The sequence below is a fragment of the Granulicatella sp. WM01 genome (genome assembly GCF_004570605.1).
Lineage (GTDB): Bacteria > Bacillota > Bacilli > Lactobacillales > Aerococcaceae > WM01.
The window spans coordinates 1-26,092 of the sequence record NZ_SPPB01000025.1 but is presented as its reverse complement, the minus strand read 5'-3'; the positions used below and the strand labels follow the sequence as shown (position 1 = coordinate 26,092).

General features: G+C 34.7%; 23 protein-coding genes and 1 pseudogene. 8 read left to right on the top strand and 16 right to left on the bottom strand.

The window, feature by feature from the left end; genetic code table 11:
• Positions 1-586: pseudogene (locus tag E4T68_RS09275) on the top strand (ISNCY family transposase); the annotation flags it as partial.
• A gap of 764 nt (positions 587-1,350) precedes the next feature.
• Here the strand turns inward: E4T68_RS09275 and E4T68_RS04750 are convergent.
• The 10 genes from E4T68_RS04750 to E4T68_RS04705 form a co-directional block, all read right to left on the bottom strand.
• Complete coding sequence (locus tag E4T68_RS04750; RefSeq protein ID WP_135124635.1) at positions 1,351-2,325, bottom strand: LacI family DNA-binding transcriptional regulator; 975 nt, start codon at positions 2,323-2,325, stop codon at positions 1,351-1,353.
• A gap of 1,040 nt (positions 2,326-3,365) precedes the next feature.
• A complete protein-coding gene (gene glnA, locus E4T68_RS04745) occupies positions 3,366-4,703 on the bottom strand; it encodes a type I glutamate--ammonia ligase (protein ID WP_135124633.1) in 1,338 nt (445 codons plus the stop codon).
• Positions 4,704-4,717: 14 nt separating this feature from the next.
• Positions 4,718-5,068: a MerR family transcriptional regulator gene (locus E4T68_RS04740; protein WP_135124631.1), complete on the bottom strand. Its 351-nt coding sequence runs from the start codon at positions 5,066-5,068 to the stop codon at positions 4,718-4,720.
• Positions 5,069-5,418: 350 nt separating this feature from the next.
• Positions 5,419-6,435, bottom strand: coding sequence for a lactonase family protein (locus E4T68_RS04735; RefSeq protein ID WP_167753817.1), 1,017 nt, complete (start codon positions 6,433-6,435; stop codon positions 5,419-5,421).
• 1 nt (position 6,436) lies between these two features.
• Entirely contained in the window at positions 6,437-7,321 is an 885-nt protein-coding gene (gene rsmI / locus E4T68_RS04730; protein WP_194185086.1) for a 16S rRNA (cytidine(1402)-2'-O)-methyltransferase, read from the bottom strand.
• Positions 7,299-7,568 carry a GIY-YIG nuclease family protein gene (locus E4T68_RS04725; RefSeq protein ID WP_135124625.1) on the bottom strand — a complete coding sequence of 90 codons (270 nt, stop codon included), beginning with the start codon at positions 7,566-7,568 and terminating at the stop codon, positions 7,299-7,301. The genes rsmI and E4T68_RS04725 overlap by 23 nt, the downstream gene beginning before the upstream one ends.
• The gene (locus E4T68_RS04720) at positions 7,561-8,304 is read right to left on the bottom strand and encodes a tRNA1(Val) (adenine(37)-N6)-methyltransferase (RefSeq protein ID WP_135124623.1); all 744 of its coding nucleotides are present in this window, start codon (positions 8,302-8,304) and stop codon (positions 7,561-7,563) included. Before E4T68_RS04720 ends, E4T68_RS04725 begins: the two co-directional genes overlap by 8 nt.
• Positions 8,305-8,448: 144 nt before the next feature.
• Complete coding sequence (locus tag E4T68_RS04715; protein WP_135124621.1) at positions 8,449-8,685, bottom strand: PspC domain-containing protein; 237 nt, start codon at positions 8,683-8,685, stop codon at positions 8,449-8,451.
• 222 nt (positions 8,686-8,907) lie between these two features.
• Entirely contained in the window at positions 8,908-9,366 is a 459-nt protein-coding gene (dtd, locus tag E4T68_RS04710; protein WP_135124619.1) for a D-aminoacyl-tRNA deacylase, read from the bottom strand.
• A 243-nt stretch (positions 9,367-9,609) separates the two neighbouring features.
• Positions 9,610-11,814, bottom strand: a complete 2,205-nt coding sequence (locus E4T68_RS04705; protein ID WP_135124617.1) for a bifunctional (p)ppGpp synthetase/guanosine-3',5'-bis(diphosphate) 3'-pyrophosphohydrolase — start codon at positions 11,812-11,814, stop codon at positions 9,610-9,612.
• Between the two features lie 278 nt (positions 11,815-12,092).
• Here E4T68_RS04705 and E4T68_RS04700 point away from each other — a divergent pair, with 278 nt between their 5' ends.
• Positions 12,093-13,433 (top strand): Mur ligase family protein, encoded by a 1,341-nt coding sequence (locus E4T68_RS04700; RefSeq protein WP_135124615.1) that lies wholly within the window; start codon positions 12,093-12,095, stop codon positions 13,431-13,433.
• Positions 13,433-14,095, top strand: a complete 663-nt coding sequence (locus E4T68_RS04695) for a type 1 glutamine amidotransferase (protein ID WP_135124613.1) — start codon at positions 13,433-13,435, stop codon at positions 14,093-14,095. The genes E4T68_RS04700 and E4T68_RS04695 overlap by 1 nt, the downstream gene beginning before the upstream one ends.
• Before the next feature lie 518 nt (positions 14,096-14,613).
• Here the strand turns inward: E4T68_RS04695 and E4T68_RS04690 are convergent.
• Both E4T68_RS04690 and E4T68_RS04685 read right to left on the bottom strand, forming a co-directional pair.
• On the bottom strand, positions 14,614-15,147 hold the full coding sequence (locus E4T68_RS04690) for a hypothetical protein (RefSeq protein ID WP_135124611.1): 534 nt from the start codon (positions 15,145-15,147) through the stop codon (positions 14,614-14,616).
• A 379-nt stretch (positions 15,148-15,526) separates the two neighbouring features.
• Positions 15,527-16,165 carry a hypothetical protein gene (locus tag E4T68_RS04685; RefSeq protein WP_135124609.1) on the bottom strand — a complete coding sequence of 213 codons (639 nt, stop codon included), beginning with the start codon at positions 16,163-16,165 and terminating at the stop codon, positions 15,527-15,529.
• A gap of 1,540 nt (positions 16,166-17,705) precedes the next feature.
• Between E4T68_RS04685 and E4T68_RS04680 the strand changes: the two genes are divergently transcribed.
• Positions 17,706-18,854, top strand: coding sequence for a pyridoxal phosphate-dependent aminotransferase (locus E4T68_RS04680; RefSeq protein ID WP_135124608.1), 1,149 nt, complete (start codon positions 17,706-17,708; stop codon positions 18,852-18,854).
• 114 nt (positions 18,855-18,968) lie between these two features.
• Positions 18,969-19,169: a 2-hydroxymuconate tautomerase gene (locus tag E4T68_RS04675; protein ID WP_256359884.1), complete on the top strand. Its 201-nt coding sequence runs from the start codon at positions 18,969-18,971 to the stop codon at positions 19,167-19,169.
• Between the two features lie 45 nt (positions 19,170-19,214).
• On the opposite strand, the gene E4T68_RS04670 is transcribed toward E4T68_RS04675, so the two are convergent.
• Genes E4T68_RS04670 through murA form a run of 3 tightly spaced genes read right to left on the bottom strand, consistent with a single transcriptional unit; the run spans position 19,215 to position 21,050 of the window.
• Positions 19,215-19,499 carry a nucleotide pyrophosphohydrolase gene (locus tag E4T68_RS04670; RefSeq protein WP_135124604.1) on the bottom strand — a complete coding sequence of 95 codons (285 nt, stop codon included), beginning with the start codon at positions 19,497-19,499 and terminating at the stop codon, positions 19,215-19,217.
• Positions 19,500-19,512: 13 nt separating this feature from the next.
• Complete coding sequence (locus tag E4T68_RS04665) at positions 19,513-19,737, bottom strand: DNA-directed RNA polymerase subunit beta (protein ID WP_135124602.1); 225 nt, start codon at positions 19,735-19,737, stop codon at positions 19,513-19,515.
• A 14-nt stretch (positions 19,738-19,751) separates the two neighbouring features.
• Entirely contained in the window at positions 19,752-21,050 is a 1,299-nt protein-coding gene (murA, locus tag E4T68_RS04660; RefSeq protein WP_135124600.1) for a UDP-N-acetylglucosamine 1-carboxyvinyltransferase, read from the bottom strand.
• 332 nt (positions 21,051-21,382) lie between these two features.
• Here murA and E4T68_RS04655 point away from each other — a divergent pair, with 332 nt between their 5' ends.
• The 3 genes from E4T68_RS04655 to E4T68_RS04645 all read left to right on the top strand — a co-directional run bounded on the left by E4T68_RS04655 (position 21,383) and on the right by E4T68_RS04645 (position 23,393).
• Positions 21,383-22,336 carry a biotin--[acetyl-CoA-carboxylase] ligase gene (locus E4T68_RS04655; RefSeq protein ID WP_135124598.1) on the top strand — a complete coding sequence of 318 codons (954 nt, stop codon included), beginning with the start codon at positions 21,383-21,385 and terminating at the stop codon, positions 22,334-22,336.
• Positions 22,337-22,351: 15 nt separating this feature from the next.
• The gene (locus tag E4T68_RS04650; RefSeq protein WP_167753816.1) at positions 22,352-22,873 is read left to right on the top strand and encodes a biotin transporter BioY; all 522 of its coding nucleotides are present in this window, start codon (positions 22,352-22,354) and stop codon (positions 22,871-22,873) included.
• A 229-nt stretch (positions 22,874-23,102) separates the two neighbouring features.
• Positions 23,103-23,393: a bacteriocin immunity protein gene (locus E4T68_RS04645; RefSeq protein ID WP_135124594.1), complete on the top strand. Its 291-nt coding sequence runs from the start codon at positions 23,103-23,105 to the stop codon at positions 23,391-23,393.
• A gap of 405 nt (positions 23,394-23,798) precedes the next feature.
• Here the strand turns inward: E4T68_RS04645 and E4T68_RS09945 are convergent.
• A partial coding sequence (locus E4T68_RS09945) for an LPXTG cell wall anchor domain-containing protein (protein WP_209305053.1) occupies positions 23,799-26,092 on the bottom strand: 2,294 nt, incomplete at its 5' end.

Genomic DNA, 26,092 nt, shown 5'->3' with positions numbered 1-26,092 from the left:
CCTTAAAACAACATCTATTCCACAGGGGAAAGGACGTGTGGAACGTTTAAACAATACCTTACAATCCCGATTACCTGTTGATTTGGAACGACATGGCATTTCAACACTGGAAGAAGCTAATCATTTTTTAAAAAGATGGATAAAATCGTTCAATAAACAATTTGGAGAAAAAATGACACAGAGTGTGTATGAAACGGCACCTAAGCCATCGCAAATCAATCTCTTATTGGGTAAGGTTACTGAACGTAAAATAGATGATGGACATCATATACGCTTTAAAAACAATCACTATTTACCTGTTCAAAATGGGAAAGGTGTTTATTTTTCACGACACACAAAAGCGTTGGTTATTGAAGCATTTAATGGGGATATTTTCTTGAATATCGCTGACAACATTTATGCCACACGTTGTTTGTTAACACATGAAGAGCATTCAGCGGTGTTTGATTTGGGTGAGAATATAAAAAAAGAAAGACGCCAATACGTTCCACCACAATCACACCCGTGGAAACTGGCATCTTTCAAACGCTATCTCAAGAGTATTGGAAAAACTCTTGAAGAGTATCAAGACAACAAGCTTGCTTGATACTTTAATAGCATACATTATTTTGCCCTATAAGTGCAATGATTTTTTTGAAAATCATTGCACTTATAATGGCTCACATTTTGGGACATTTTCATTTTCTATTGACATATTTCTAGATAAAATCTACTCTGTTTTTCCAATTTTTCTCTTGCTTCATACGCCCCACAATAATTACATATATTTTGTTCATAACCTATTCACCTTAATCACGTCCGTAGTCATTTCGTAGAACTGAAAAAACGAGGTGTTTACAATTATGGGAAATCTTTTTCTATCCCTAAAAATTATGTAAAATATTTCACATGTATTCAAACGACTTCAAACTAACACTCTGATTTATAGTGTTGTGTCTTATCTCTGTTATACTCACTTTTTTCTGTATCAAAAACACCAACCGTTTCATACATTTTATTGATTGCCTTGTTCTAAAAAATAATCTGACATTGTCCTAAGTTAAATAACACCCTTCAATCAATTCAATATTTTTAACACATTCTTTATCAGTTTTTATTTCATTCATAGTCATAACCCGTAGACGTCTTGCACAATGTGTAACCATTCAAATTTTCCCTTGTTCACCTACTGCTCTAATAACACCTTTGACAATATGTTTATATTGATGATAGTACGTTCTCCTTTAGTACATACGTCAAATAAAAACCGGTTTTATTTATGACAAAAGAATAACCGAAAAAATATGAAAATGTAACGCTCTTTATTGAAAGAAAACATTTTCGTGTTTTTTCAGAAATTCCCATATATTTTTATCTGTTTTCATAAAAATCAGTTGATTTCTTCACTAATAATTTCACAGATAAAATTGTTTCTCCCGCATAATCATCTTGATTAAATTTTTCTAACACATATCGTCCTGCTTCTTCGTACGGGAATTTTACTGTCGTAATTGTTGGATAGACAGCCGTAGTGCTTTCATATCCTCCAAAACCAGACAGCGAGAAATCTTTTGGCACACGTTTATTGCATGCATACGCTGCTTTTAACAAACCTAAAGCAATGTTATCTGTTGCTGCAATAACATACGTTGCTGTTAAATCGGGTAAAATTTTCAGTCCTAATTGATAAGCATCTTTTAAATGAAAACTTGTCTGGTAGCACTCTAGCTCCACACCACGTTCTACTAGTGTATCCTCAACACCTTTTTGTCTTAAATAACCAACAGCATAATCCTCTGCTGCTACACCAACATACGCAACTTTTTTGTGACCTAAAGTCATCACATGTTCGGCAATTAAGCGTCCTGCTTGATAATCATCATAACTAACTGATGGAATATCTTCAACACGCTGCCCTAAGACAATGACTGGTGTTTCAATAGATTTTACCAATTCTCTATGCTCCTCTTTAAATACCGTAGCAATTAGAACTATACAATCGACTTTTTGGCGTGCTAATACACGAATTGCTTCTAACTCACGTTGTTCTTCCTGATTTGTATTTACAATCAACACTCTTTGATTATTTATATGAGCGACATCATCTATCCCTTTTAAGATGCTATTAGTAGCCGCTGATTCTAATCTAGGAATAATCACGCCTATTAATCCGGTACGTTTAGCTTTAAGACTCTGTGCAAACACATTCGGTTCATAGCCTGTTTCTTGAATAATCTCACGAATTTTTTGCTTGGTCTTTTCACTAACACTCCCACCATTTAAAAATCTCGATACTGTGCTTTTCGCAACTCCTGCACGTTTAGCAATATCATTAATTGTAATCATATCTCTCCCCTTAATATTTCAAATTCCTATGCAGTCTTATATCGGAATCATGCACTATATGTGAAGACCAACATATGACGTGCAACGTGTATATTATACTAAATTTCAACAAAAATATGAATAATTTTATCTTAAATTTCATTTTATTTCTCATGAAAAAGTTTATTTTTTAATTTTAAAATCGTTTCCAAATTTAAAAAAACTATATTTTTTAGTGTTATATCCGAATTTATCAATAAAAATTCCTTATTTGTAATCACTTGAAATAATGCATAATTATTCAAAAAATCTCATTTCATTTTAACTTTATAAACATTTTATCCTAAAAAATTACATTAATTAATGCGTTTTTGCTATTTTTTATACATAATCAACCTCTATATTGCAAATATATGTATTTTATCATTTCTTAGGAAAAGCATATAAATTTACACTTTATTCACATATACTGGGCTAATGAACACAACACACTAGTCTATACAATTTTAAAAGATTATCCACGTACAGTGTGCTTAAAATAGGAATTGCATTCGTTTCCCGTGGATTGTCTTATTTTACTATATAAACGTTATGTAACATTCATTGACAACTAGCACATCATCTATCTTAAACGCTATTATAAAAACGAAACGTTAAACATAGCTAAAAATACTACAATCTAAAGCCTTACTTAAATAAACTAAGACACCATAGCACAAATACTTGTCTTATGCTATCTTTCCTTGTATTCACAGAAAAGACTTTATTATAAACTCATTTAACTCTGTTTGCCTAACAGTATTTTTTCCATACATTAAAAACCTGTTTTTGCCAAACAGCTATATTTTAGAGTAAAAATCCTCATTTAAAATCAATTGAGCCTATTAGCCTTATAGGAGTTGATTAAATAGTATCGGTAAAAACAGATTTGCTTCCCTTAGTTATAAAAAATAGGTTCTATGTCAAATAGGATTAATGAACTTTTTTCATCAACCCTATTTATTATAGAACCAAAAAATAATCGTGTTGGCGAACGATTTTGCTCGCCAACACGATATGTTTTAATATTGTCCTAAATAATGCTCTAATTCCCATTTGGTAACTTGTGTGCGGTAAGATTGGAATTCTAATGTTTTTTCCGCAATAAAGTTTTGTTTAATATGCTCTCCTAACCCAGCAAGCACAACATCATCTTTTTGTAACTCAACTAATGCTTCTGCTAAGTCGCCAGGTAAATCTGCAATGCCTACATGTTCTCTATCTTCTAAAGACATTTGATAAATATTGCGGTTTACAGCCGCTGGAGGCATTTTTTCATTGATAATGCCGTCTAAACCAGATTTGATTAATACTGCCATGGCTAAATATGGATTTGCCATTGGATCAACACTGCGCAATTCAACACGTGTTGAGTTCCCTCTTGCAGCAGGAATACGAATTAATGGCGAACGGTTTTGCTCACTCCATGCAACATAAACAGGTGCTTCATATCCTGGAACTAAACGTTTGTATGAGTTGACCGTTGGATTACAAATTGCTGTATACCCTCTAGCATGCTCTAATAGTCCTGCAATAAAATGCAAAGCTGTCTGACTTAATCCGTCTTCTTTGCTGGCATCATAAAATGCATTGCCTTTTTCTGTAAATAAAGACACATTACAATGCATTCCTGAACCGTTTATTCCATGAACAGGTTTTGCCATAAATGTAGCATGTAGTCCATGTTGACGTGCCACTGTTTTAACGATTAGCTTAAATGTTTGAATATTATCACACGCACTTAGAGCATCTGCATATTTCCAATCAATCTCATGTTGTCCCGGAGCTGCTTCATGATGACTTGCTTCAATATCAAATCCAAGTTCTTCTAATTGTAGTACAATATCACGACGGCAGTTTTCACCTGTATCCGTAGGGGCTAAATCAAAATAGCCTCCCTCATCATTTAGTTTCATTGTTGGATTGCCTTGCTCATCTAATTTGAATAAGAAAAACTCTGGCTCTGGCCCTAAGTTAAACTCTGTGAATCCTAATCCTTTCATTTCACCTAAAACACGTTTTAAATTCGCACGTGGATCTCCTGCAAATGGTGTTCCGTCTGGATTGTAAATATCACAAATAAAACGTGCAATTTTTCCATGTCCACTATCCCATGGGAAAACTAACCATGTACTTAAATCTGGATATAAATACATGTCACTTTCTTCAATACGCACAAATCCCTCAATTGAAGAACCGTCAAACATCATTTTATTGTCTAATACTTTACCTAATTGACTGATTGGTACTTCAACATTTTTAATAGTTCCTAAAATGTCTGTAAACATCAATCTTAAATAACGAACATCTTTTTCCTTAGCTTCTTGAATAATGCTTTCTTTTGTGATAGATTTTCCCATAAGTCATCTCTTTTCTATAGTTTATATCGCCATTCTCTTTGGTTTAGTAATTCTTTATACAAAATTTTCCGAACATCTTCATCTGTGAGTATTTTTTGTGGTGTAACCTGTTTTGTTTCTTTTTCACGCAAATAGATTTTTTTAATCGCCACGATTGTCAACCCTTCAGACAAATAGTCCTTAATTTCAAGAAGTCTATCAATGTCATTTAAAGAATACAAACGCCGATTCGTTTCAGAGCGTTTTGGACAAATCAATCCTTGTTCTTCATAATATCTGATTTGTCTAGCAGTCAAATCTGTCAACATCATCATTGTTCCAATGGGAAATGCTGGCATCGAGCGTCTGATTTCCTTTTCTCTCATCATCTTACTCCTTAAGTTGTCTATTACCTTTCCATAACTGGCTCTTTTGGCTCTATCATAACAAACTCGCAGTAAATAAACAAGTAAAACCGGCAAACCATGTTACATTTTATAACATCGTTTTTTAATACGTTTTTACTAATAAATAGCACTCTCCTACAAAAGAGATGCATACCTTTGTCATGCAAAATAACCTTGTTCCCACTATTCATGAATTATAAAATACACTGCTCTTGCTTGTATTGTAGAAAAACATGACTATTTAGGCATCAATTTGACAAAGACCCGAAATATAAAAACAGCTCCAAATCGAGATAAGTATCTGATTTAGAGCTGTTTAGATGTGTTTATTACGATTGAATAGACGCAACACAGACACATTCCGGTGCAATTTTTTGATCTAAATAAGTAAGTTTTCCTGTTTGATGGTCACGCTTGAATAAAGCAAGTACTCCATCTTCTTGATGCCCAACAATGATGAATTCTTGAGTACGATTAAAATTAAAATCTCTAGGGATATGTCCACGGGTATTGACCCACTCTACAACTTCTAAAAGTCCTGTTTCTAACACTTTATAAACGACAATACTATTATGTCCACGGTTTGAAGCGTACACAAAGCGTCCGTCTTGACTAATACGAATGGCAGCAGCACCACTCCACTCAGTATAGGTATCGGGTAATAGTGATACCGTTTCAATATGTGTCAGTATGCCATTTTGGTAAGCACAAATATCTATCTCATTTGACAATTCACCTATAATATATATAATAGGCAAACTTGGATGCTGAACAAGATGACGTGGTCCAAATCCTTTTGCACTGTTATACCTCGCAACTTCTTGAGCGGTATTATCTTCTAAAATGCGATATGTATATACCTCATCTGTTCCCAAGTCGCACACTAATAAACATTCATTAGCTCTATCCATTTGCACATAATGTACATGTGCACTTTTTTGATTGTCGTGTATACTGCTTCCCTCATGTTGAACAGAATCAACAATTTCCAATCCTTCATCTGTTAATTGTGTAATTTCAAAAAAACCTTGATGATAGTTGGCACTATACACCAGTTGTCTTTGTCTATCAAAGGACACATAACACGGTGGATTAACATCTTTTGTTAGAGCAGTTGTAATTTGGCGATACCCAGTTTCTTCTTTTTCAAATAGCCCAATACCTGCCCAGTCATCTTCTTTCACAACTGTAAATACAAAATCACCGATTGCTTCCAAATATGTAGGGGAGTTCACTTCTGCTTGTAATATAACATCGTGTAATTTCCCTTGTTCTGTATCTAATACAACTGTTGAAATACCTTTATTTGTATCCCGTGTGTATCCACCTAATACTAATGTTTCCATACTAACCTCCATGTACTATTTTATAAATATCTTGCTTAGTTTTCCCTAAATATTTCGCCACTTTTTTTATGGCATCTTTTTGACTAAGTTGCTCTTTTTCCATAACCCACGCTACTTGATCAATAATGCTTAGATATTCAGGCATTTTTTGTGTATCTAAGTTATCTTGCTTTTCCTCAGGCAAACACCCAGAAACAAGCACGCAACATTCTCCTTTGATTTCATGTGTTTCTGCCCACTCTATTAAGTCAGATAAATGTCCACGAATGTATTCTTCATGTCGTTTGGTTAGTTCTCTACATAGCACAACTTGTCGCTTATGATGAAAAACCTCTGCCATAGCATGTAGTGTTTTTTTTATGCGAAAAGGCGATTCATAAAAGATTAATGTTTCCTCTTTGATAAGCAAGTGTTGGAAAAGTGCCACTTGTTCTTGCTTTTTACGAGGCAAAAATCCGTGAAAATAAAATTGTTTCGGCGATAAACCAGATGCAATGAGTGCAGTTAGTCCCGCGCTTGCTCCAGGAAGAGACACTACAGGAATGCCTTGTGCAATACAGGCTTGAACAAGTTCATGTCCCGGATCACTAATTGATGGCATGCCAGCATCACTTACTTGAGCGATATTAGCTCCCTTTTGTAGTAGCTCCACAAGCTGTGGCACACGTTCTAACACATTGTGTTCATGTAGACTTTTTTGTGGTGTATGAATAGAAAAATGGTTTAATAATTTCTGTGTATGTCTTGTGTCTTCAGAGGCAATAATATCCACACTTTGTAGTATATGGACGGCACGATAGGTCATATCCTCCAAATTTCCAATAGGTGTTGGCACTAAATAGAGGGTGCCTACTGAATGGGATTCAAAACTTTTTTGTTGGTGTATCATATAAAAATGCTTCTTTCTGTGTTCGACTTAATTTTTTAAAACGAGCTTCAGCTTTAGTCGCTAATGAACGTGTATCATATTTTTCGGTATAAATAAGCATTACAGGACGTCTTACTTTTGTGTATTTCGCACCTTTTTCAGAGGTATTATGCTCATGAACACGGCGATTGACATCTGTTGTGTATCCAGCATAATAGGTGTTATCTGCACATTTTAGCACGTAAAAATAGTGGGCTTTATCCATATAAAACCTCCTGCATGAACGGTGTGTATTTCCCTTGGTCATCAAAGACAACAATATTCGGCAATATTCTTGTGCCGTTTGCTTTTCCGTCTTTTATAGCCTCAATTAATACAATATTGGCCTCTTTTTGTGCTTTAGGATGCACAAATTGTAAACGTTTTGGCATAAGACGGTTTGCTTGCATGACCGCCAGAATTTGAACAAGACGTTCTGGACGGTGTACACAGTACAATTTCCCCCCCATTTTCAACAGCTTGGCACTCGTAGACACCCATTCCTCTAATGTAATGGTGATTTCATGGCGAGCTAGAGCGTATGTTTCTTTTTCATGAATGCATTGATGATGTTCTCTTGCAAAGTATGGTGGATTACATGTGACAACATCTACACTATCATACGCCAACCACTGTTCAGCGTGTGTATAATCTCCATGTATGATGTCAACTTTTCCTGATAATCCATTCAACTGAATGGTTCGCCAAGCCATATCTGCTAATCGTTCTTGGTATTCAATACCGATTACTTTATTTGTCGTTTTGGCGGATAACATGAACGCTACTGCACCATTTCCAGAACAGGCATCAACAATAACGGCTTGTTTGGTTTGTGGAATTTGGGCAAAATAAGCTAAAAGAACGGCATCTAAAGAGAATGAAAACACGGATTTACTTTGAATAATATCAATATTTTCACGTATTAGTTTGTCTATGCGTTCGTCTGATTTTAATATACTCATAAAAACTCCTTGAGTGTGATGTATCTAGTGTACCATAAAAAGAATGTTTGGTGTACTATTTTTAAATGGTTGAGATAAAACATGAAACAGCTTTAAATCAAAGGTTTTACCCCTAAATTTAAAGCTGTCTATGCATCTTTCCTGTTATTTGAAAGGAGAGTCAAAATAATCATCGCCTGAAATAAATGGATCGTTTGGAATAGCTAAAGCCAAAACAATGTATAAGATTACTGCCGTACCAAACGTTGGCAACACTAGAAAAGCAATGACAACACCAAAAATTAGGCGTACAACCATGGAATCTATTCCAAAATATTCAGCAAAACCTCCACAAACTCCTGCAATTTTTCTATCCTTTCTTGAACGATATAGCTTTTTCACATTCACTCACTCCTGACTCGTTTATACTATGTATACTATACAGTTTATTGCTTTATTTTATTTCTTTCCTAACGTATGATAACTTCTATTTGCTAGTGTACAATGCCTACATGCGTGTTAAACAGATAGTGTATTTCAGTATCTTGTTTACATAACATATTATTTTATCATGACTCTTTTGCTGCTGATTATTTCTGTTCCTAAAGTTTACTCTTTACTACGTTATAGTGGTCTTTTATTGTCTTTTGTATCTAATATAATGCTGACTGGTCCATCATTTACTAGTGCTACTTGCATATCTGCACCAAATTGTCCTGTTTCAACAACTAAACCTTGCTCTCTTAGTTTTGTGTTAAAGATGTCATAAAATTCTTTTGCTTTTTGTGGAGCAGCAGCTTTCGTAAAACTTGGACGATTACCTTTTTTAGTGTCTGCTAGCAATGTAAATTGTGAAATAGACAAAATCGAGCCACCAATATCTTGTAGTGCAATATTCATTTTTCCATTGTCATCAGAAAATAGCCTCATGTTTGTTATTTTTTTGACAGCATAGTCAATGTCCTCTAGCGTGTCCTCTTGTGCTACACCAACCAATAACACGTAACCTTTATCAATCTGACCAACACATTGCTCATCAATTTTAACGTTTGCCTGTTTACAACGTTGTATAATAATTTTCATCTATTCACCTACATTCCGTTTAGTTACATCATTATGCCATGTCACATTTGTATCTCTTTTTTCTAGTTTTCACAATTTGTATGTCCTATTTTACCACAATTTTATATAAAATGGCATTTCATTTATCATTCAAACATTTTTTCAATACATCTCTTCACAAAAAAACGTGTAAGCATGGGCACTTAATCTCTAATGATTTCGATTTTTAAGCTACACTAGGAGAACAGTTTACTTGTGGAATCGTTATGAAATAACACGATGCACACGATAAACATCGGTAATCATTTTTAGTTTTTCGACTAGTCTATCGAGTTCTCCAATGTCTTGAATACCCACTCTTAGTGTAACGGTAACGGTTTGCGTATTGTCGTCAACTTTTGCATGGATACTGTTTAGACGTTTCACAATACTATTGACGGTATTGACTATATCTGTAAAGATACCATGTCTATCGTATCCTGTAATAATAAGTTCGGTGTCATAATTTAATGTCTTTTTAGCAGCAACGGCATCCCATTCGACATCAATCAATCTATTTTTTTCTTGACCTGACACGTGAACATTTGGGCAGTCTTGTCGGTGTACAGAAATCCCATGCCCTTTTGTGATATAGCCAACGACTAAATCGCCAGGCACCGGGCGACAACAACGGCTTAATCGAATAAGCAGGTTATCCCCACCAGACACGATAATTCCATTTTCGTCACGAATTTTCATGGCTTGTTTTGGTTTTTCTGGTTCAGAAAAGAGTTTCTGTTTTTCTAGTTCACTTTCACGTAGACGTCTTTCGTCCTCGGTTAGACGGTTGCATACAGATAGTGCTGAAAGTTCTCCAAAACCAATAGAGGCATAGATGTCTTGCTCATTTGTAGTATTGAAACGTTCAATAATATCCATCATTTTTTCTTTGGTCATAAATTCTTTTGGATCAAAATCTAAGTCGTGAATGGCTTTTTCTAACATCTCTTTGCCACGTTGTATACTTATATCACGCTCTTGAAGTTTGAAATAGCGTTTAATTTTGTTTCTTGCCCGACTTGTGACCACAAATTTTAACCAGTCAGGACTTGGTTTGGCATTATGACTTGTCCTAATTTCGATAATATCGCCTGTTTTTAAACGTGTGTCTAGTCCAACTTGACGTCCATTGACACTAGCACCTATCGTTTTATTTCCTAATTCGGTATGCACACTATACGCAAAATCTAGTGGACCTGAACCTTTTGGCAATTCCGTGACGTCACCTTTTGGTGTAAAGACGTAAACTCTATCTTTGAAAATGTCTGTTTTTACACTTTCAATGAAATCACTAGCATTTTGTGAGTCCTGTTGTAGATCTAATAAATTTCTAAACCAGTTCATGTGGTTTTGTAGTGGGGTCTCTTCTACTTGACGTGTCACGCCTTCTTTATATGCCCAGTGGGCAGCCACACCGTTTTCAGCGATACGGTGCATTTCAAATGTACGAATTTGAATTTCAACGGGTGTTCCCCCCGGACCTATGACAGTAGTATGTAAGGATTGGTACATATTTGGCTTAGGCATAGCAATATAGTCTTTAAATCGTCCCGGTAGAGGTGTCCATTTTGTATGTACTGCTCCTAATACTGCATAACAATCTTTAATATCGCTTACTAAAACACGAACGGCTAGTAAGTCATAAATTTCATCAAATTCTTTTTTCTTATTGACCATTTTTTTATAAATGGAATAAATGTGTTTAGGTCTCCCATTGATTTCTGCCGTAATAGACATATCCGTTACCACTTTTTTTAGGGTATCAATGGTTTCTTGAACCATGCGTTCTCGTTCTTCACGCCGGTCTTTCATTAATTTAACGATATTGTAGTATTGTTCTGTTTCTAAATACCGTAAAGACAAATCTTCTAATTCCCATTTAATTTTACTCATCCCTAGTCGATGTGCCAAAGGAGCGTAAATTTCTAGTGTTTCTTCTGATTTTTGTTTTTGTTTTTCTGGCGTCTGGTATTCCATAGTACGCATATTATGCAATCTATCTGCCAATTTAATAATAATCACACGTAAATCATTTGACATTGCCAGTAACATTTTACGATGATTTTCGGCTTTATTTTCTACTTTTGATTGGTACTCGACTTGCCCAATTTTAGTAACACCTTCAATTAAATCGGCTACTGTTTGAGAAAATTCTTTAACCATATCTTCGTAGGTATACTCTGTATCTTCAACAACATCGTGTAAAAAACCAGTAGCAACAGTAAATGGGTCCATATACAATTTCGCCAACATACCTGCCACTTGCACTGGATGAATAATGTAAGGTTCTCCTGATTTCCGGACAATGCCCTCATGTGCTTTTTTGGCAAATGCGTATGCTTTTTGTATAAATGACACATGTTCATCATTCATATACGCACGACACATATCAAATACATCTTGTACGCTATAATCTCCTTGTTTAGCCATAAATACCTCTTACTTTCTCATCTTCTTGTCATTTATAATACATTAAATAGTCGGGTGTTTCAATTACTATGAACAGTTTTTTTCTCTATCTTTTACAAGTATGATATAATGCTTATATCATTTTTAGCAAATCCATTTGATTTGACTAACCATTAACATCTCTCTAGTGATGTTAGCCAATATATGTGCCTATCTTTACAGACTACGTGTTGTAGGAAGGCATGATTACAGATTATCTTAATATACATGTAAAACGTTGAAAATAAAGGAGAATGAACATGTCTTTGAAAAGTAAATGTGCTATTGCGATAGGAAAATGCTCGCAATTTGCCTTACGTCTATTAGGGAAAACTGGCGGAAGTTATCCTGGGAAACTGGCTTTAACCATTGATAAACACGTGCTATCTGATTTGGCAAAAGACTATGAAACAATCATCATTACAGGAACAAATGGCAAAACATTAACAACTGCCCTTACTGTTCAAGCACTAAAACAAAAATACCCAAATTTATTGACCAATTCGACTGGTTCAAATATGCAACAAGGGATTGTATCTGCATTTTTATCTCATCGCAGTGTACCAAATGAAGAGAAGATAGCTGTTTTAGAAGTCGACGAAGCTAATTTAGTGTATGTTGTTCCCTTTTTAAATCCTAAAATTGTGGTCACTACAAATATTTTTCGTGATCAAATGGATCGTTTTGGTGAAATTTATACCGTTTACCGAAAAATTTTAGACGGCATTACTTTATCCAAAGACACCATTGTACTTGCTAATGGTGATGCCCCTATTTTTAATTCTGTATCGCTACCGAATAAACAACTTTTCTTTGGTTTTTCAGATAAACCAGAAGCTGATATAAAAGCTCACTATAATACAGATAATGTACTCTGCCCACATTGTGAGAAAGTCTTGCATTATCGACATATTAGTTATGCAAATTTAGGGCATTATTTCTGTCCAAATTGCTCATTCAAACGTTCAGAACTTGATTTTACGTTAACATCTATTGATGAGTTGACTTTAGACTATTCTAAATTTACGATTGACCACCATCCTTTTACAATCGGCATAGCTGGTGTGTACAATATTTATAATGCTCTAGCTGCGTATTCTGTGGCTCGTCTATTTGATATTTCTGCCGATGCTATTCAAACAGGATTTACACAAGCACAACGTGTATTTGGCAGACAAGAACTTGTTCAAGTGGACGATAAACACGTGTTAATCAACTTAATCAAAAATCCGGTAGGGTTAAACCAAGTATTAGAGCTATTGAAGTTAGATGATAATCCCTGTACGTTGATTGCCGTTTTGAATGATAATTATGCTGACGGACGGGATGTGAGTTGGATTTGGGACGGACAGTTCGAGGAATTGCATCATTTGACTATTGAGCATGTGGTCGTTGGAGGAGCAAGGCATGCTGAAATGCATTTGCGTTTAGAAGTGGCAGGATACGAAGATATGCAAGTGTGTCCGACAATAAGCGAAGTTATTACTGCCATTAAACAAGCACCAAGTAAGCGAGTGAATGTTTTAGCAACATACACGGCAATGCTACAAATCAGAAAAGAGTTAGCTACACAAGGGTACGTGAAAGGAGAGCTTGATTAATGAAAACCTTGCGAATTTGTCACTTATATGGCGATTTATTGAATACTTATGGGGATAATGGCAATTTACTTATTTTACAATGGCGAGCAAAGAAACAAGGGTATCACGTGGAAACAACTTTAGTGAGTTTAGACGATACATTCAATCCTGAAGATTTTGACGTTGTGTTCTTTGGTGGTGGTCAAGATTATGAACAAAAAGTAGTGTCTAAGGATATTCAGCATAAAAAGGACAGTTTGACACGCTATATTGAGCAAGACGGTGTAGTCGTTGCTATTTGTGGTGGGTATCAATTATTAGGGCATTATTATATTGGCGCAAATGGCGAAAAAATTGAGGGCATTAGTGCTTTAGATCATTACACATTAAGTCAAGATAATAATCGTTTCATTGGAGATATTTCTATTTTTGATGAACAGACCGGCATGACGTATGCAGGGTATGAAAATCATAATGGCCGTACATTTTTGGGCGAAAATATGAAACCTCTAGGTACCGTTCAACAAGGTTGTGGCAACAACAACGAAGATAACACGGAAGGTGCTCGCTACAAAAATGTGTTTTGTAGCTATTTTCACGGCCCTTTACTCGTTAGAAATATTCATTTAGCTGATTATATTATTCAACTAGCAATTGAACAGAAAGAAAAACGTAACCATTAAACACTTAGGACTACATTGTCTGAAGTAATGTATTTAAAACTGTGAGAAATCTTTATTTAAAAATTTCTCACAGTTTTTGTTATTTAGAACTTTTTTATGCCTTGTCATTTTTATTGTGTTAGTAAACAAAAGATATAGTATCAAGATAAGAAAGAACTTTTTTTCATTAAAAAAACAGTTCTAAAAAATATGAATATATTTTAATTTTTTTAAAAAATATACTTAATGAGTATATAAATTAAAACTCCAAATAAACTTCCTAACAAAAAAATTTTTTCATTACAATCACCATTAATATCCTTTACACAATGTTATATTATCGATTAAATAGTATAATGCAAAAAAACGCTATTTTTTCTTTTTTGATTTCCATTCATGAAAAAATTCAGATAATTTAAATAATAAAGAAATATAAATACACTGTATAAAACTATATTCTTTATTTAATAAAAAACAAGCAATCCACATAAAAATACACGTAACAACAGTGTATTTTAACAAACCAATAAAAAATTTTTCTAAGGCCATAAGTTAATTCTCCCATTATCTTTATGAAAATCAATAGAATCAATAAAACTAGCAATACCTCTATCCAGAGAAGTTAAAGCAACAATCCAAGGCAACGCTTTTTTAATCTGTTCTTTAAACGCACCCAAACCCAATTGAGATAATTTATTTAAAATTATTTCCATAGCTTTTTGTTTTCTAACTTTAGAAATTAAAGCACTAATAGCAGCTTTTGCTCCACCAGGAGCAACATCAATAGTAGCTGCTAATTTATCAATATTTTCAATAACTTTATCAATACTTTGTTTACCTAATTTTTTATTTGACAAACCTGATTTTAAAGCATTTTTGTAAATTATTGCTTTTTCATTAGACAATTTTGAAATATATTGATAATTGTAATTGTCTACATAATTCGAAATATCTACATCATCAATAATTATAGATTCTACTGCATAACCATTAAAACCATTTAACAAAACAGCACTAAACAAACATGTACTTAATAAACAACAAGAAAATAACTTTACAATTTTTTTATTCATAACAATTTACCCCTTTATTTTATGAAATTAAATAGTAAAAAATATTATAATAAAATTTAAATGTACATCTCAAACAATCTTTTAAAATACTTTGTCATATCTGATAAAGTTTGATTTAAGTGCTATCCATCAATATTTTTATAATCAATGTTAAACATAAAAATAATAAAATCTTTAAATAATACGATTATCCTACAAAACTATCTAGTTTTATTTTTTCTTTTATTTAAAATAAACAAAACCATTAACTCTCCAAATTTACTTGCAACTCCAAATATAAACCATCTAAAAAATATATATTCCACATTAAATAATAATTTTAATAAAATTCCTAATAATGCAAAACATATTCCAGAAAATAGACATCTAAATATATTTTTTAAGGCCATAAGTTAATTCTTCCATTATCTTTATGAAAATCAATAGAATCAATAAAACTAGCAATTCCTTTACCTGGAGAAGTTAAATAAATAAACGCATCTATAAACGGAATAATTTTAGATACAAAAGCACCTAATCCCAATGAAGATAATTTACTCGCAATAATTTGAACAGCTTTATGTTTACCATGCTTAGCAATTAAAGCTTGGACAGCAGCTTTAGCTCCACCAGGAGCTCCACCAGTTAAAACCATAAGAGCAACATCAATAGTAGCTCCTAATTCATCCGTTGTAATACCTTGTCCATCCCAAAAATTCCCTCTAAATTCAAATATAGGAATATCATTTTCTTTAGCTGCTAATTTATCAATATTTTCAATAACTTTATCAATACTTTGTTTACCCAATTTTTTATTTGACAAACCTAATTTTAAAGCATTTTTGTAAATTATTGCTTTTTCATTAGACAATTTTGAAATATATTGATAATTGTAACTGTCTACATAATTTGAAATATCTACATCATCAATAATTATAGATTCTACTGCATAACCATTAAAACCATTTGACAAAACAGTACTAAACAAACATGTACCTAATAAACAACAAGAAAATGACTTTACAATTTTTTTATTCATAAAAACTCACTCCTTTGTAAATAATAATATAAGATAACAATAGAAAAAATTAAATAAACATTGGTATCTCCTTCTTTCCACGGAATATTAATATAACTTAATGAAAGCATACCACAAAATAATTGTAAAAAACAGTCTTATATTATATATTTTTCTGTGTTATAATAATGTTTATGTGATTGAGTTTTTAACTAACAAAAAACAAAACTAGCAAATTACCGTTTACTAATTTTTATATAATGTACCTAAAACGCAAAATAAAGCACGTATAATCAATTTTAATATCATTTATAAAAACTCTAAAAACCACCTTATTTTCTATTTTAGACATATACAAAACAAAAAGAGCAACTAGTTTATACTAATTACTCTTTTTTTGTTGACATTTATTTTAAAACTTGTCAACAAAGATTATCCTTGATATATCAATGTTTTCTCTATATTTCTGACACAGTTTTCCTAGAGTTACCCCTACTACTTAGTGAAAGGGGATTATCTGACTATGGTGGTTTACACCACCACAGTCCTCTGCCACTCTGTTCAGATAAGGTTAATCTTTGTAACGAGGACTAGTCCCCGTACCCCTTTAGCCTCTAAGATCAACCAAACTGTTTGGGGTGTCTCTATAGCTAGAGAAAAGTCAACTCCTTATGCTCCTTACAGTCCGCTACCGTTGACTTTTCCCTTTTTTCGCATTCGATTTGTCTTGCAGACAACTCAAACTAAGATAACTTCCTTAGTCCGTTGTGTTGTCGCTCGAATATTATAATGCGAAAAAACGCTATTTCTTAATTTATCAATGTACATTTTTTGTTAAAATTAAAATAAACGATTTACACTATTTTGTCAATTTTAAAATTTTTCTTTGGTTATTTTTATGTATTTTTTATAAAACTATAACCTTAAAAAAACAACTTTTTCTATTTGGCGAGCATAGCATTTGTATATACAAATGCGTTTTTTCGCAAAAAATAAGCAAGTCTTTTTCGTTATACGAAAAAAACACTTTTTTTACAACGAGAAACACAGTAGTATCAAGGGTTTTCACCATGTTTAATGACTTACTTTTCCATGAGAGTTATTTCTATATAATATAAATTTCTCACAGTTTTTGTTATTTAGAACCTTTTTTATGCCTTGTCATTTTTATTGTGTTAGTAAACTTTAGTTTACCAACACGATTTTTAGGAGCATGCTTGGTGATACAGTAGATTTGGCTAGTTGTTAATATTAGGATACCTAACAAGTAGCATGGGTGGAGTCATATTGTTTTGTCATGCAGGAGACCTTTCATCTTTTCTGTCTATTTATAAATTAAATGTGGAACTCGCATAGGATAAGCAGCGCATTATGGAAAGGAACGTACAGGCTTTACAACAGATAATTTTTTCTTTACTATACATCTGTTTTTGGATAGACTGGACACCTAAAAAAGTTGTTTATTTTTTTAGGTGGGAACGGACAATTTTTCTTTGAATGTCTTGCTTTTCGTCTATGTTTACTGTATGCTTATCTTAATTTATGAAAGGACGTGTTTTATATGACTAATACTGCACTACAACATATTGTTGCCTCAGAAATTTTGGCTTATAATGAATTGTTCGCTAAAACAGAGGGAATCCATTTACTAACTATCGGTGCTCCTGATTTTGATGTGCCTGATTTCGTGAAAGAAGCCGGAAAAAAAGCTATTGACGATGGTTTTAATGGGTATGCCCCCTCAAAAGGTATGCCTGTTTTAATTAATGCTTTTGTTGACTGGTTGGATAGACGTTACACATTAAAGTATGATGCTTCACAAATTATTGTCACAACTGGGGAGTCGCAAGGTTTGGCTGCTGTTATGCAAGCCTTAATTAATCCTGGGGACGCTGTTATTGTTCCAACTCCAGCATTTCCACAATATGAACTCTGTACACTAATCAATCGCGGAGAATTTATTCCGGTGGATACGTCCAATAGTCAATTTCTATTGACTCCTGAACAGTTAAGAGCCACAAAACAAGCCTATCCACACGCTAAAGTTGTTGTGCTTACGTATCCGTCTAATCCAACTGGGGTAACGTATTCCACAGAGGAACTTCAAGCATTTGCCAAAGTGGCTGAAGAATTGGGTATTATTGTCATTAGTGATGAAATTTATAGCGAGCTGGTATATGATCAAGCTCATGATTCCATTGCACGCTATTTGCCACAACAAACGATTTTATTAAATGGTGCCTCTAAAACATACGCTATGACGGGCTGGAGAATAGGGTTTATCGCTGCACCTAAACATTTATTTGAAGCCATTTTTAAGGCACATCAATCAAGTACACCCGTTGGCTCTCAATTTGCTCAAATTGGAGCAGCAACAGCTTTTAATAACGGTGATGACGCTATTCTCACAATGCGACAAGCGTATAAAGAACGCCGTGACTATCTTGTTTATGAACTGACAGACATGGGCTTTGAAGTAGTTTCTCCTGATGGAGCATTTTACTTGTTCCCACGTTTACCTAAACATGTTCACCTAGACGATAAGCAATTCGCCACACAATTAGCTATTCAAGGGAAAGTCGGCGTTATCCCTGGTTCTGTTTTTGGCAAAGGTGGAGAAAATCACATTCGTATTAGCTACGCAACAAGTATGCCGGTTTTACAAGAATCTATGGCACGCTTACGCCATTTTTTAACACAGCTAGCCTAATATTGTAGTCACACAGTAATGATATGCACGCATTAAGGCACGTTAAATAATCTTTCTAAATAGAAAGACCTTACCCATATTAGACATATACTATATAGAAAGTACGCACATAAGATATATCAAGGAGGAAAAAAGATGCCATTTATACGGATTGAATTGTTAGAAGGACGTTCACATGAGCAAAAGCAAGCTCTAGTCAGCGATATTACCGAAGCGGTGGTTAAACACACGGGAGCACCAAAAGAGAACGTGTTTGTTATTATTGATGAATTAAAAAAAGGAAACCAACTGGCACAAGGTGGGCAGTTTAAATAAAATAGCGTGACCTCAAGTTTTATAGAGCTTGAGGTCACGTCGTTTTTAAGGCAAAGGGTATTTTATAGCATTTTTTTCGAGTTTTTCACGAATAATCGTGTCAATATCCAAGTTCAAGTGATTTGCCAACATATACGTATAAATTAAAATATCTGCAATTTCTTCTTTCACGTTTTCCTCATTAGCATAAGACTCTCCCCACTGGTAATTTTCAAGTAATTCTGCTGCTTCAATGATAATAGAACTTGCCAAGTTTCTAGGAGTGTGTGCCTTCCCCCAGCCACGTGCATCACGAAATGCTAAAATTTCTTTTAAAATGTGTTGTGTCATAACCTATCCTCACTCAATTTAAAAAATCTAAAATGTGTTGCCATGTGTACCATTGTAATACGTCCCAAGGATTGCCATCACCTATAACAGCATAACCAATAATTAATCCAATAATTAAAAAAACGAGTATGAGAACAATAAAAACAACAATACTTAATAATACTTTGAATAAATCATTGTCCGACACAAAAAAACGTGTCGCCCCAATTGCTCTCGATTTTTCTTTTTTTTCTTGCATACTACCCTCCGCGGCTATACAAATAGTTGCTGCATGTCCTCATCACTTAAGCGATTTGGCACACGTACAATATCTGCTCCTAAATTAGCCAATTTTTCATGGAATTTAAAATATCCTCTATCTAAATATTTCAGTTCAACCACTTGTGTAAAGCCATCTGCTCTCAATCCTGCAAGCACTAATGCAGCAGCAGCTCGTAGGTCTGTAGCAGCAACTTCTGCACCTTGCAAGCAAAGAGATGGACGCATGAATACTGTTGAGCCTTCGATATGAAATTGCGCATTCATACGACGTAATTCTTCAAAATGCATGAAACGATTTTCAAAAACTGTTTCGGTCATCATGGTATCTCTATCTGATAATAGCTGTGCTATTGTCATTTGTGCTTGCATGTCAGTTGGAAATCCAGGGTGTGGCATCGTTTTAGCATCTGTACCTTTTAAGTGTTCTGGTGCAATAACACGAATACCTGTATCTGTATCTTCAAATCGGACACCCATTTCGTGTAATTTTGACATTAACGGTTTGTTATGGTCGCTAATAGCATCTTCAATGAAAATATCGCCTTGTGTAATGGCTGCTGCAATCATGAATGTTCCTGTTTCAATTCTATCTGGAATAACATAATGTGAGGCACCGACCAATGAGTTTACACCTTTAATTCGGATAGTGTCTGTTCCTGCTCCACTAATACGTGCACCCATTTTATTCAAGATATTGGCTAAATCAACAATTTCAGGCTCTCTTGCAACATTTTCCAAAACGGTAGTGCCTTCTGCCAAAGTAGCTGCCATCATTATATTTTGTGTAGCTCCAACGCTAGGGAAATCTAAATAAATGTGACTACCGATTAGTTTATCGGCTCTGGCTTCAATAAAGCCTGCTGATGTTGTAATGGTTGCTCCTAAGGCTTCAAACCCTTTTAAATGCAAATCTATAGGACGTGACCCGATTGCACACCCACCGGGCATGGACACACGAGCAAATCCTTTTCTAGCTAATAGGGGCCCCATGACCACTATTGAGGCACGCATTTTACTCACATACTCGAATGGTGCTGTTGTTGAAATGTCTCCTGTTGCATCAATTTCCATTGTATTTGTTGTTTCGTCAAATTTTAAATCGACATGCAATGACTTCAACACGTCGTTCATTAAATATACATCAGACAAGATGGGCACATTTGCTAAGTTTGTTTTCCCACTTTCTGCTAAAATACTGGCTGCTAAAATGGGCAAAACGGCATTTTTTGCCCCCTCTACCTTAACTTTTCCAGTTAATTTTTTGCCACCACGTACAATAATTCTCTCCATTTTCATTCTCCAATAATGTTCTGTCTATCATGATACTCTTTTATGTGCTTTCTTTGGCGAAAGCAGTTTATTTCATTATAGCACATTTCATACTAAAATATGAATTTCTAACTACCTTTTAGTCACCTTTTCAAAAATAATGGTTGACTATTTTTGTAATATGCCCTATTCTATGTCTATACAGTGGGTGTTCATTTATTAATGTCCATAGTATGTGTGTCTGTTATTTAGTAATCATACTATGGTAACTTGGTACATCAATTGCTTTCATGTATAGTGTGAATGAGCAATCTGATAGTTTAAGTCACTAAAAGAAAGGAGTAGGTGGATTTATGAATACTAAACAACTCGTATTAGAAACATTGCTTGGCACGTCACAGTTTATTTCAGGAAATAAGTTGGCTAGCGATTTACATTTATCACGTAATGCTATTTGGAAAGCTATCCATGCATTGCGTCAAGACGGCTATACTATAGATAGTCATAAACATTATGGATATAAATTGGTAGGTGCCAATACTAAGTTAGATAAGACGCTCTTGTATAGTGCTTTATCTGATTATCCCGTTTTTATTTACGATAGTGTCGATTCAACGAATACTCAAGCAAAACTATATGCAGACAAGCATTCAGATGATGTTGCACTGTTTATTAGTAAGCAGCAAACCAGTGGTCGTGGCAGGTTTTCTCGAACATTTTATTCTCCAAAAGACACGGGTATTTATTTAAGTGTTCTTTACCGTTCGTATCATATTAAACATTTGCTGCATTTAACAACACCTTTGAGTGCCGTTGCTGTTCTACGTGCTATCAAAAAAACAACGGGCATTACCGTTTCGATAAAATGGATTAATGATTTGTTTTATCAGCATAAAAAAATAGGGGGTATTTTAACAGAAAGTATTATGAATGTGGAACTTAATTTGATTGAATATATTGTCATTGGTATTGGCATAAATGTGTATCACCATAAAGAGATTCCACAAGAACTTGAGCATATTATTGGGTATTTAAGTCCTCAGACAATTAATATCAATCAATTGATTTTAGCTATTATTGATGAATTATTAACTCTACTTGATCAGTTGCCAGATATTTCATTTTTAGATGACTATCGTCAGCATTGTTATATTTTAAATCAACAGATTACAATTTTTCCTAAGAGCGATTCAAGTTATCACGCTAAAGCAATTGGCATTACTGACAATGGAGAGCTTATTATTCAAAAAGAGGACGGAACGCAACATACATTACATTACGGCGAAGTGTCTACTCGCCTAGATTAAAGGAGATATATGAATATGAAAACAAAACACATTACTTTGAGTGCATTACTAGCTGTCTTATTATTTATTAGTAGTTATTTTAGAATTCCATTAGGGTTTATTCCACCTATTACACTGCAAACATTTTTTGTCATACTTATTGGTTTGGTGCTAAAACCAAAATATGCCTTTATCTCAACAAGTGCCAGTCTTATTTTTCAAATTTTATTTCAAGGTATTTTGAGTTCCCCACAGTTTGGATTTGCTGCTGGTTTTATTGTGGCCTCAACAACTCTGGCTATACTGGTTAACCTGTCCAAAAAGTCATGGTATACTTATCTTTGTGTTATGATTGCGTCACTTTTGATATACGCTGTTGGTATTCCTTATTTTGTGCTATTAGCCAGTAATCCACAAATTTTTGCAGCGAACTCAGCCATTGAAATGCTAGTTAAAATTTTGCACATTCTTATGCTGCCTTACTTAATAGGCGATGCCATTAAAGCTATTCTAGCAATTATTGTCGCTAAGCGAATGCACATCTTGCTGCACCATTAAAATCCCTTTAGATTAACTTTGACATCAATACTAATGTACTGGTTTCAAAGTTTTTTAGTATACTTAATTTATAATGAATTTCATCATCTTAGTGCATTTGATTATAATTCAATTGATAAAATTTAAAAAAATATTGATTTAAATTATAATTTTTTGTAATATTTAATCGTAAAATAATTTTTATAACACAAATTTTCTCAAAATAACCTTAGGAACAGGAAGTGACATCATGCATATTAAATGGCAAGGCGAAAACGTTGATTTATTATCCGTTTTATACGAACTCGTTCAAGATCCTACTGTCATTGAACCTGTCCGTCAAATTTTAAGACATGGTAAAAATGCCTTAGAAAATGGACAGTTCGATAGGCATGTCATCAAACAACTCAAAGATGCTTTAAGAATTTTTGCCTTAAAAGGTGAACTAAACACTACTGTTACCACCTTTTTAACAGAAATTTCTAGAAAAACAGCCAGTAATACATCAGGTGCTGCCATCTTTGATACACTTATCCCTTAATTCATGTATCACGCTAATATCTAAATAAAGAATAAGCGGGAATATTTTCCATTCGTTATCATTTTTTATTTGATAGTTAGGGAGTAGAATAAAATATAACACTAAAACACTTCAAAAAGATTACTTTTTTGGAGTGTTTTTTTGCAAGTATTTTGACATCTACATTGTATTTCCATGTTTCTGTCTAGTTTTTATGTGTTTATATTAAGTCATGTCTTATCAATTTGTTTTCACGTCTTTTATTAGCATCTGCTTTCTCATACAAAAACTCTTTAAACTTTCTTATTCATATCCAGACAAAATTGTTGTTCTAGTGCATTTTTTAAGATTGATAGCATAAAAAAAGACTATACTAGAAAAGAATGAGTCTTCTTAACTAGTATAGTCAATATGAATAGTTAGGTACTATTTATTTTCGCCAGATTTTTTACGACGGACAGTAAGGATTAACCCACCTAAGATACTTAACATACCTAATAATGGTAAGTTTGCGTAATCTGTTGAACCTGTGTAAGGTAATAATTTTTGTGAAGAACTTGGATTTTCATCAGTTGAACTGCTTTGGTTTGATTCAGATGTTTCTGAATGAGTATCTGATTGACCTTGAGTTTCTGAGTTCTTAGTATAAATTACTTCAGTATCTTTTGTTGGATCTTGTGGTACTGGTGGAATGTATCCTTTTGTTTCATCTGTTGGATCCACTGGTTTCAATGGATTGCCGTCTTTATCTTTTGGTGTGTAACCAGGAATGTATGGTAATACTGGTTTATCTCCATACGGTACTTCTGGCAAGTTTTGTCCTGGTACCTTAGGTACATAGCTTCCTCCTGGTTTATTCCCTGGTTGCTCAGGTTTTTCTTCTGGTTTACCTGTTGTTTCGCCTGGTTGCTCAGGTTTCTCTTCTGGCTTACCTGTTGTTTCGCCTGGTTGCTCAGGTTTTTCTTCTGGCTTACCTGTCGTTTCACCTGGTTGCTCAGGTTTCTCTTCTGGCTTACCTGTTGTTTCACCTGGTTGCTCAGGTTTCTCTTCTGGCTTACCTGTTGTTTCACCTGGTTGTTCAGGTTTTTCTTCTGGCTTACCTGTTGTTTCACCTGGTTGTTCAGGTTTTTCTTCTGGCTTACCTGTTGTTTCGCCTGGTTGCTCAGGTTTCTCTTCTGGTTTACCTGTTGTTTCACCTGGTTGCTCAGGTTTTTCTTCTGGCTTACCTGTTGTTTCACCTGGTTGCTCAGGTTTCTCTTCTGGCTTACCTGTCGTTTCACCTGGTTGTTCAGGTTTTTCCTCTGGATTTTTCTCGTAAGATACTGGTGTATCTTTTGTTGGATCTTGAGGTACCGGTGGAATGTATCCTTTTGTTTCATCTGTTGGATCCACTGGTTTCAATGGATTGCCATCTTTATCTTTTGGTGTATAACCTGGTACGTATGGTAATACTGGTTTATCATTTGGATTTTCTGATGTTGGCTCATAAGGTATTGCTGGCAAGTCTTTACCTGGTACCTGTGGCACATATTTTCCTGTTGATGTTCCAGGTTTGTTACCATCTGGGTTAGTTGTTGTTTCACCCGGTTGCTCAGGTTGCTCTTCTGGCTTACCTGTTGTTTCACCTGGTTGTTCAGGTTGCTCTTCTGGTTTACCTGTTGTTTCACCTGGTTGTTCAGGTTGCTCTTCTGGTTTACCTGTTGTTTCACCTGGTTGTTCAGGTTGCTCTTCTGGTTTACCTGTTGTTTCACCTGGCTGCTCAGGTTGCTCTTCTGGTTTACCTGTTGTTTCACCTGGTTGCTCAGGTTGCTCTTCTGGTTTACCTGTTGTTTCACCTGGTTGTTCAGGTTTTTCCTCTGGATTTTTCTCATAAGGTACTGTTGTATCTTTTGTTGGATCTTGTGGTACCGGTGGAATGTATCCTTTTGTTTCATCTGTTGGATCCACTGGTGTCAATGGATTGCCATCTTTATCTTTTGGTGTATAACCTGGTACGTATGGTAATACTGGCTTATCATTTGGATTTTCTGATGTTGGCTCATAAGGTATTGCTGGCAAGTCTTTACCTGGTACCTGTGGCACATATTTTCCTGTTGATGTTCCAGGTTTGTTACCATCTGGGTTAGTTGTTGTTTCACCCGGTTGTTCAGGTTTTTCTTCTGGCTTACCTGTCGTTTCACCTGGTTGTTCAGGTTGCTCTTCTGGTTTACCTGTTGTTTCGCCTGGTTGTTCAGGTTGCTCTTCTGGCTTACCTGTCGTTTCACCTGGTTGCTCAGGTTTTTCTTCTGGCTTACCTGTCGTTTCACCTGGTTGTTCAGGTTGCTCTTCTGGCTTACCTGTTGTTTCGCCTGGTTGTTCAGGTTTCTCTTCTGGCTTACCTGTCGTTTCACCTGGTTGCTCAGGTTGCTCTTCTGGTTTACCTGTTGTTTCACCTGGTTGTTCAGGTTTTTCCTCTGGATTTTTCTCATAAGGTACTGGTGTATCTTCTGTTGGGTCTTGTGGGTTCACAATGCTTGGTGGCACATAACCTTTTGTTTTGTCCTCTGGGTCCACTGGTGTCAATGGATTGCCATCTTTATCTTTTGGTGTGTACCCTGGTACGTATGGTAACGCTGGGTTATCACTTGGCTCTTCTGGTGTCTTGTCATATGGCACTTTATCTGGATTTGCTGGCTTATTAGGCTCTTCTCCTTCGATTTGTGGCACATAACTTCCTGATT

Excerpts from the sequence above, each read along its gene's own strand:
- E4T68_RS04700 (WP_135124615.1), top strand. The coding sequence starts at position 12,093 with ATGTCTTTGAAAAGTAAATGTGCTATTGCGATAGGAAAATGCTCGCAA.
- E4T68_RS04720 (WP_135124623.1), bottom strand. The coding sequence starts at position 8,304 with ATGAGTATATTAAAATCAGACGAACGCATAGACAAACTAATACGTGAA.
- E4T68_RS04740 (WP_135124631.1), bottom strand. The coding sequence starts at position 5,068 with ATGAGAGAAAAGGAAATCAGACGCTCGATGCCAGCATTTCCCATTGGA.
- E4T68_RS04665 (WP_135124602.1), bottom strand. The coding sequence starts at position 19,737 with ATGCAAGAAAAAAAAGAAAAATCGAGAGCAATTGGGGCGACACGTTTT.
- E4T68_RS04645 (WP_135124594.1), top strand. The coding sequence starts at position 23,103 with ATGCATATTAAATGGCAAGGCGAAAACGTTGATTTATTATCCGTTTTA.
- E4T68_RS04750 (WP_135124635.1), bottom strand. The coding sequence starts at position 2,325 with ATGATTACAATTAATGATATTGCTAAACGTGCAGGAGTTGCGAAAAGC.
- E4T68_RS04690 (WP_135124611.1), bottom strand. The coding sequence starts at position 15,147 with ATGAATAAAAAAATTGTAAAGTTATTTTCTTGTTGTTTATTAAGTACA.
- murA (WP_135124600.1), bottom strand. The coding sequence starts at position 21,050 with ATGGAGAGAATTATTGTACGTGGTGGCAAAAAATTAACTGGAAAAGTT.
- E4T68_RS04735 (WP_167753817.1), bottom strand. The coding sequence starts at position 6,435 with ATGGAAACATTAGTATTAGGTGGATACACACGGGATACAAATAAAGGT.
- E4T68_RS04670 (WP_135124604.1), bottom strand. The coding sequence starts at position 19,499 with ATGACACAACACATTTTAAAAGAAATTTTAGCATTTCGTGATGCACGT.
- glnA (WP_135124633.1), bottom strand. The coding sequence starts at position 4,703 with ATGGGAAAATCTATCACAAAAGAAAGCATTATTCAAGAAGCTAAGGAA.
- E4T68_RS04685 (WP_135124609.1), bottom strand. The coding sequence starts at position 16,165 with ATGAATAAAAAAATTGTAAAGTCATTTTCTTGTTGTTTATTAGGTACA.
- E4T68_RS04695 (WP_135124613.1), top strand. The coding sequence starts at position 13,433 with ATGAAAACCTTGCGAATTTGTCACTTATATGGCGATTTATTGAATACT.
- dtd (WP_135124619.1), bottom strand. The coding sequence starts at position 9,366 with ATGAAAATTATTATACAACGTTGTAAACAGGCAAACGTTAAAATTGAT.
- E4T68_RS04725 (WP_135124625.1), bottom strand. The coding sequence starts at position 7,568 with ATGGATAAAGCCCACTATTTTTACGTGCTAAAATGTGCAGATAACACC.
- E4T68_RS04705 (WP_135124617.1), bottom strand. The coding sequence starts at position 11,814 with ATGGCTAAACAAGGAGATTATAGCGTACAAGATGTATTTGATATGTGT.
- E4T68_RS04655 (WP_135124598.1), top strand. The coding sequence starts at position 21,383 with ATGAATACTAAACAACTCGTATTAGAAACATTGCTTGGCACGTCACAG.
- E4T68_RS04650 (WP_167753816.1), top strand. The coding sequence starts at position 22,352 with ATGAAAACAAAACACATTACTTTGAGTGCATTACTAGCTGTCTTATTA.
- E4T68_RS04680 (WP_135124608.1), top strand. The coding sequence starts at position 17,706 with ATGACTAATACTGCACTACAACATATTGTTGCCTCAGAAATTTTGGCT.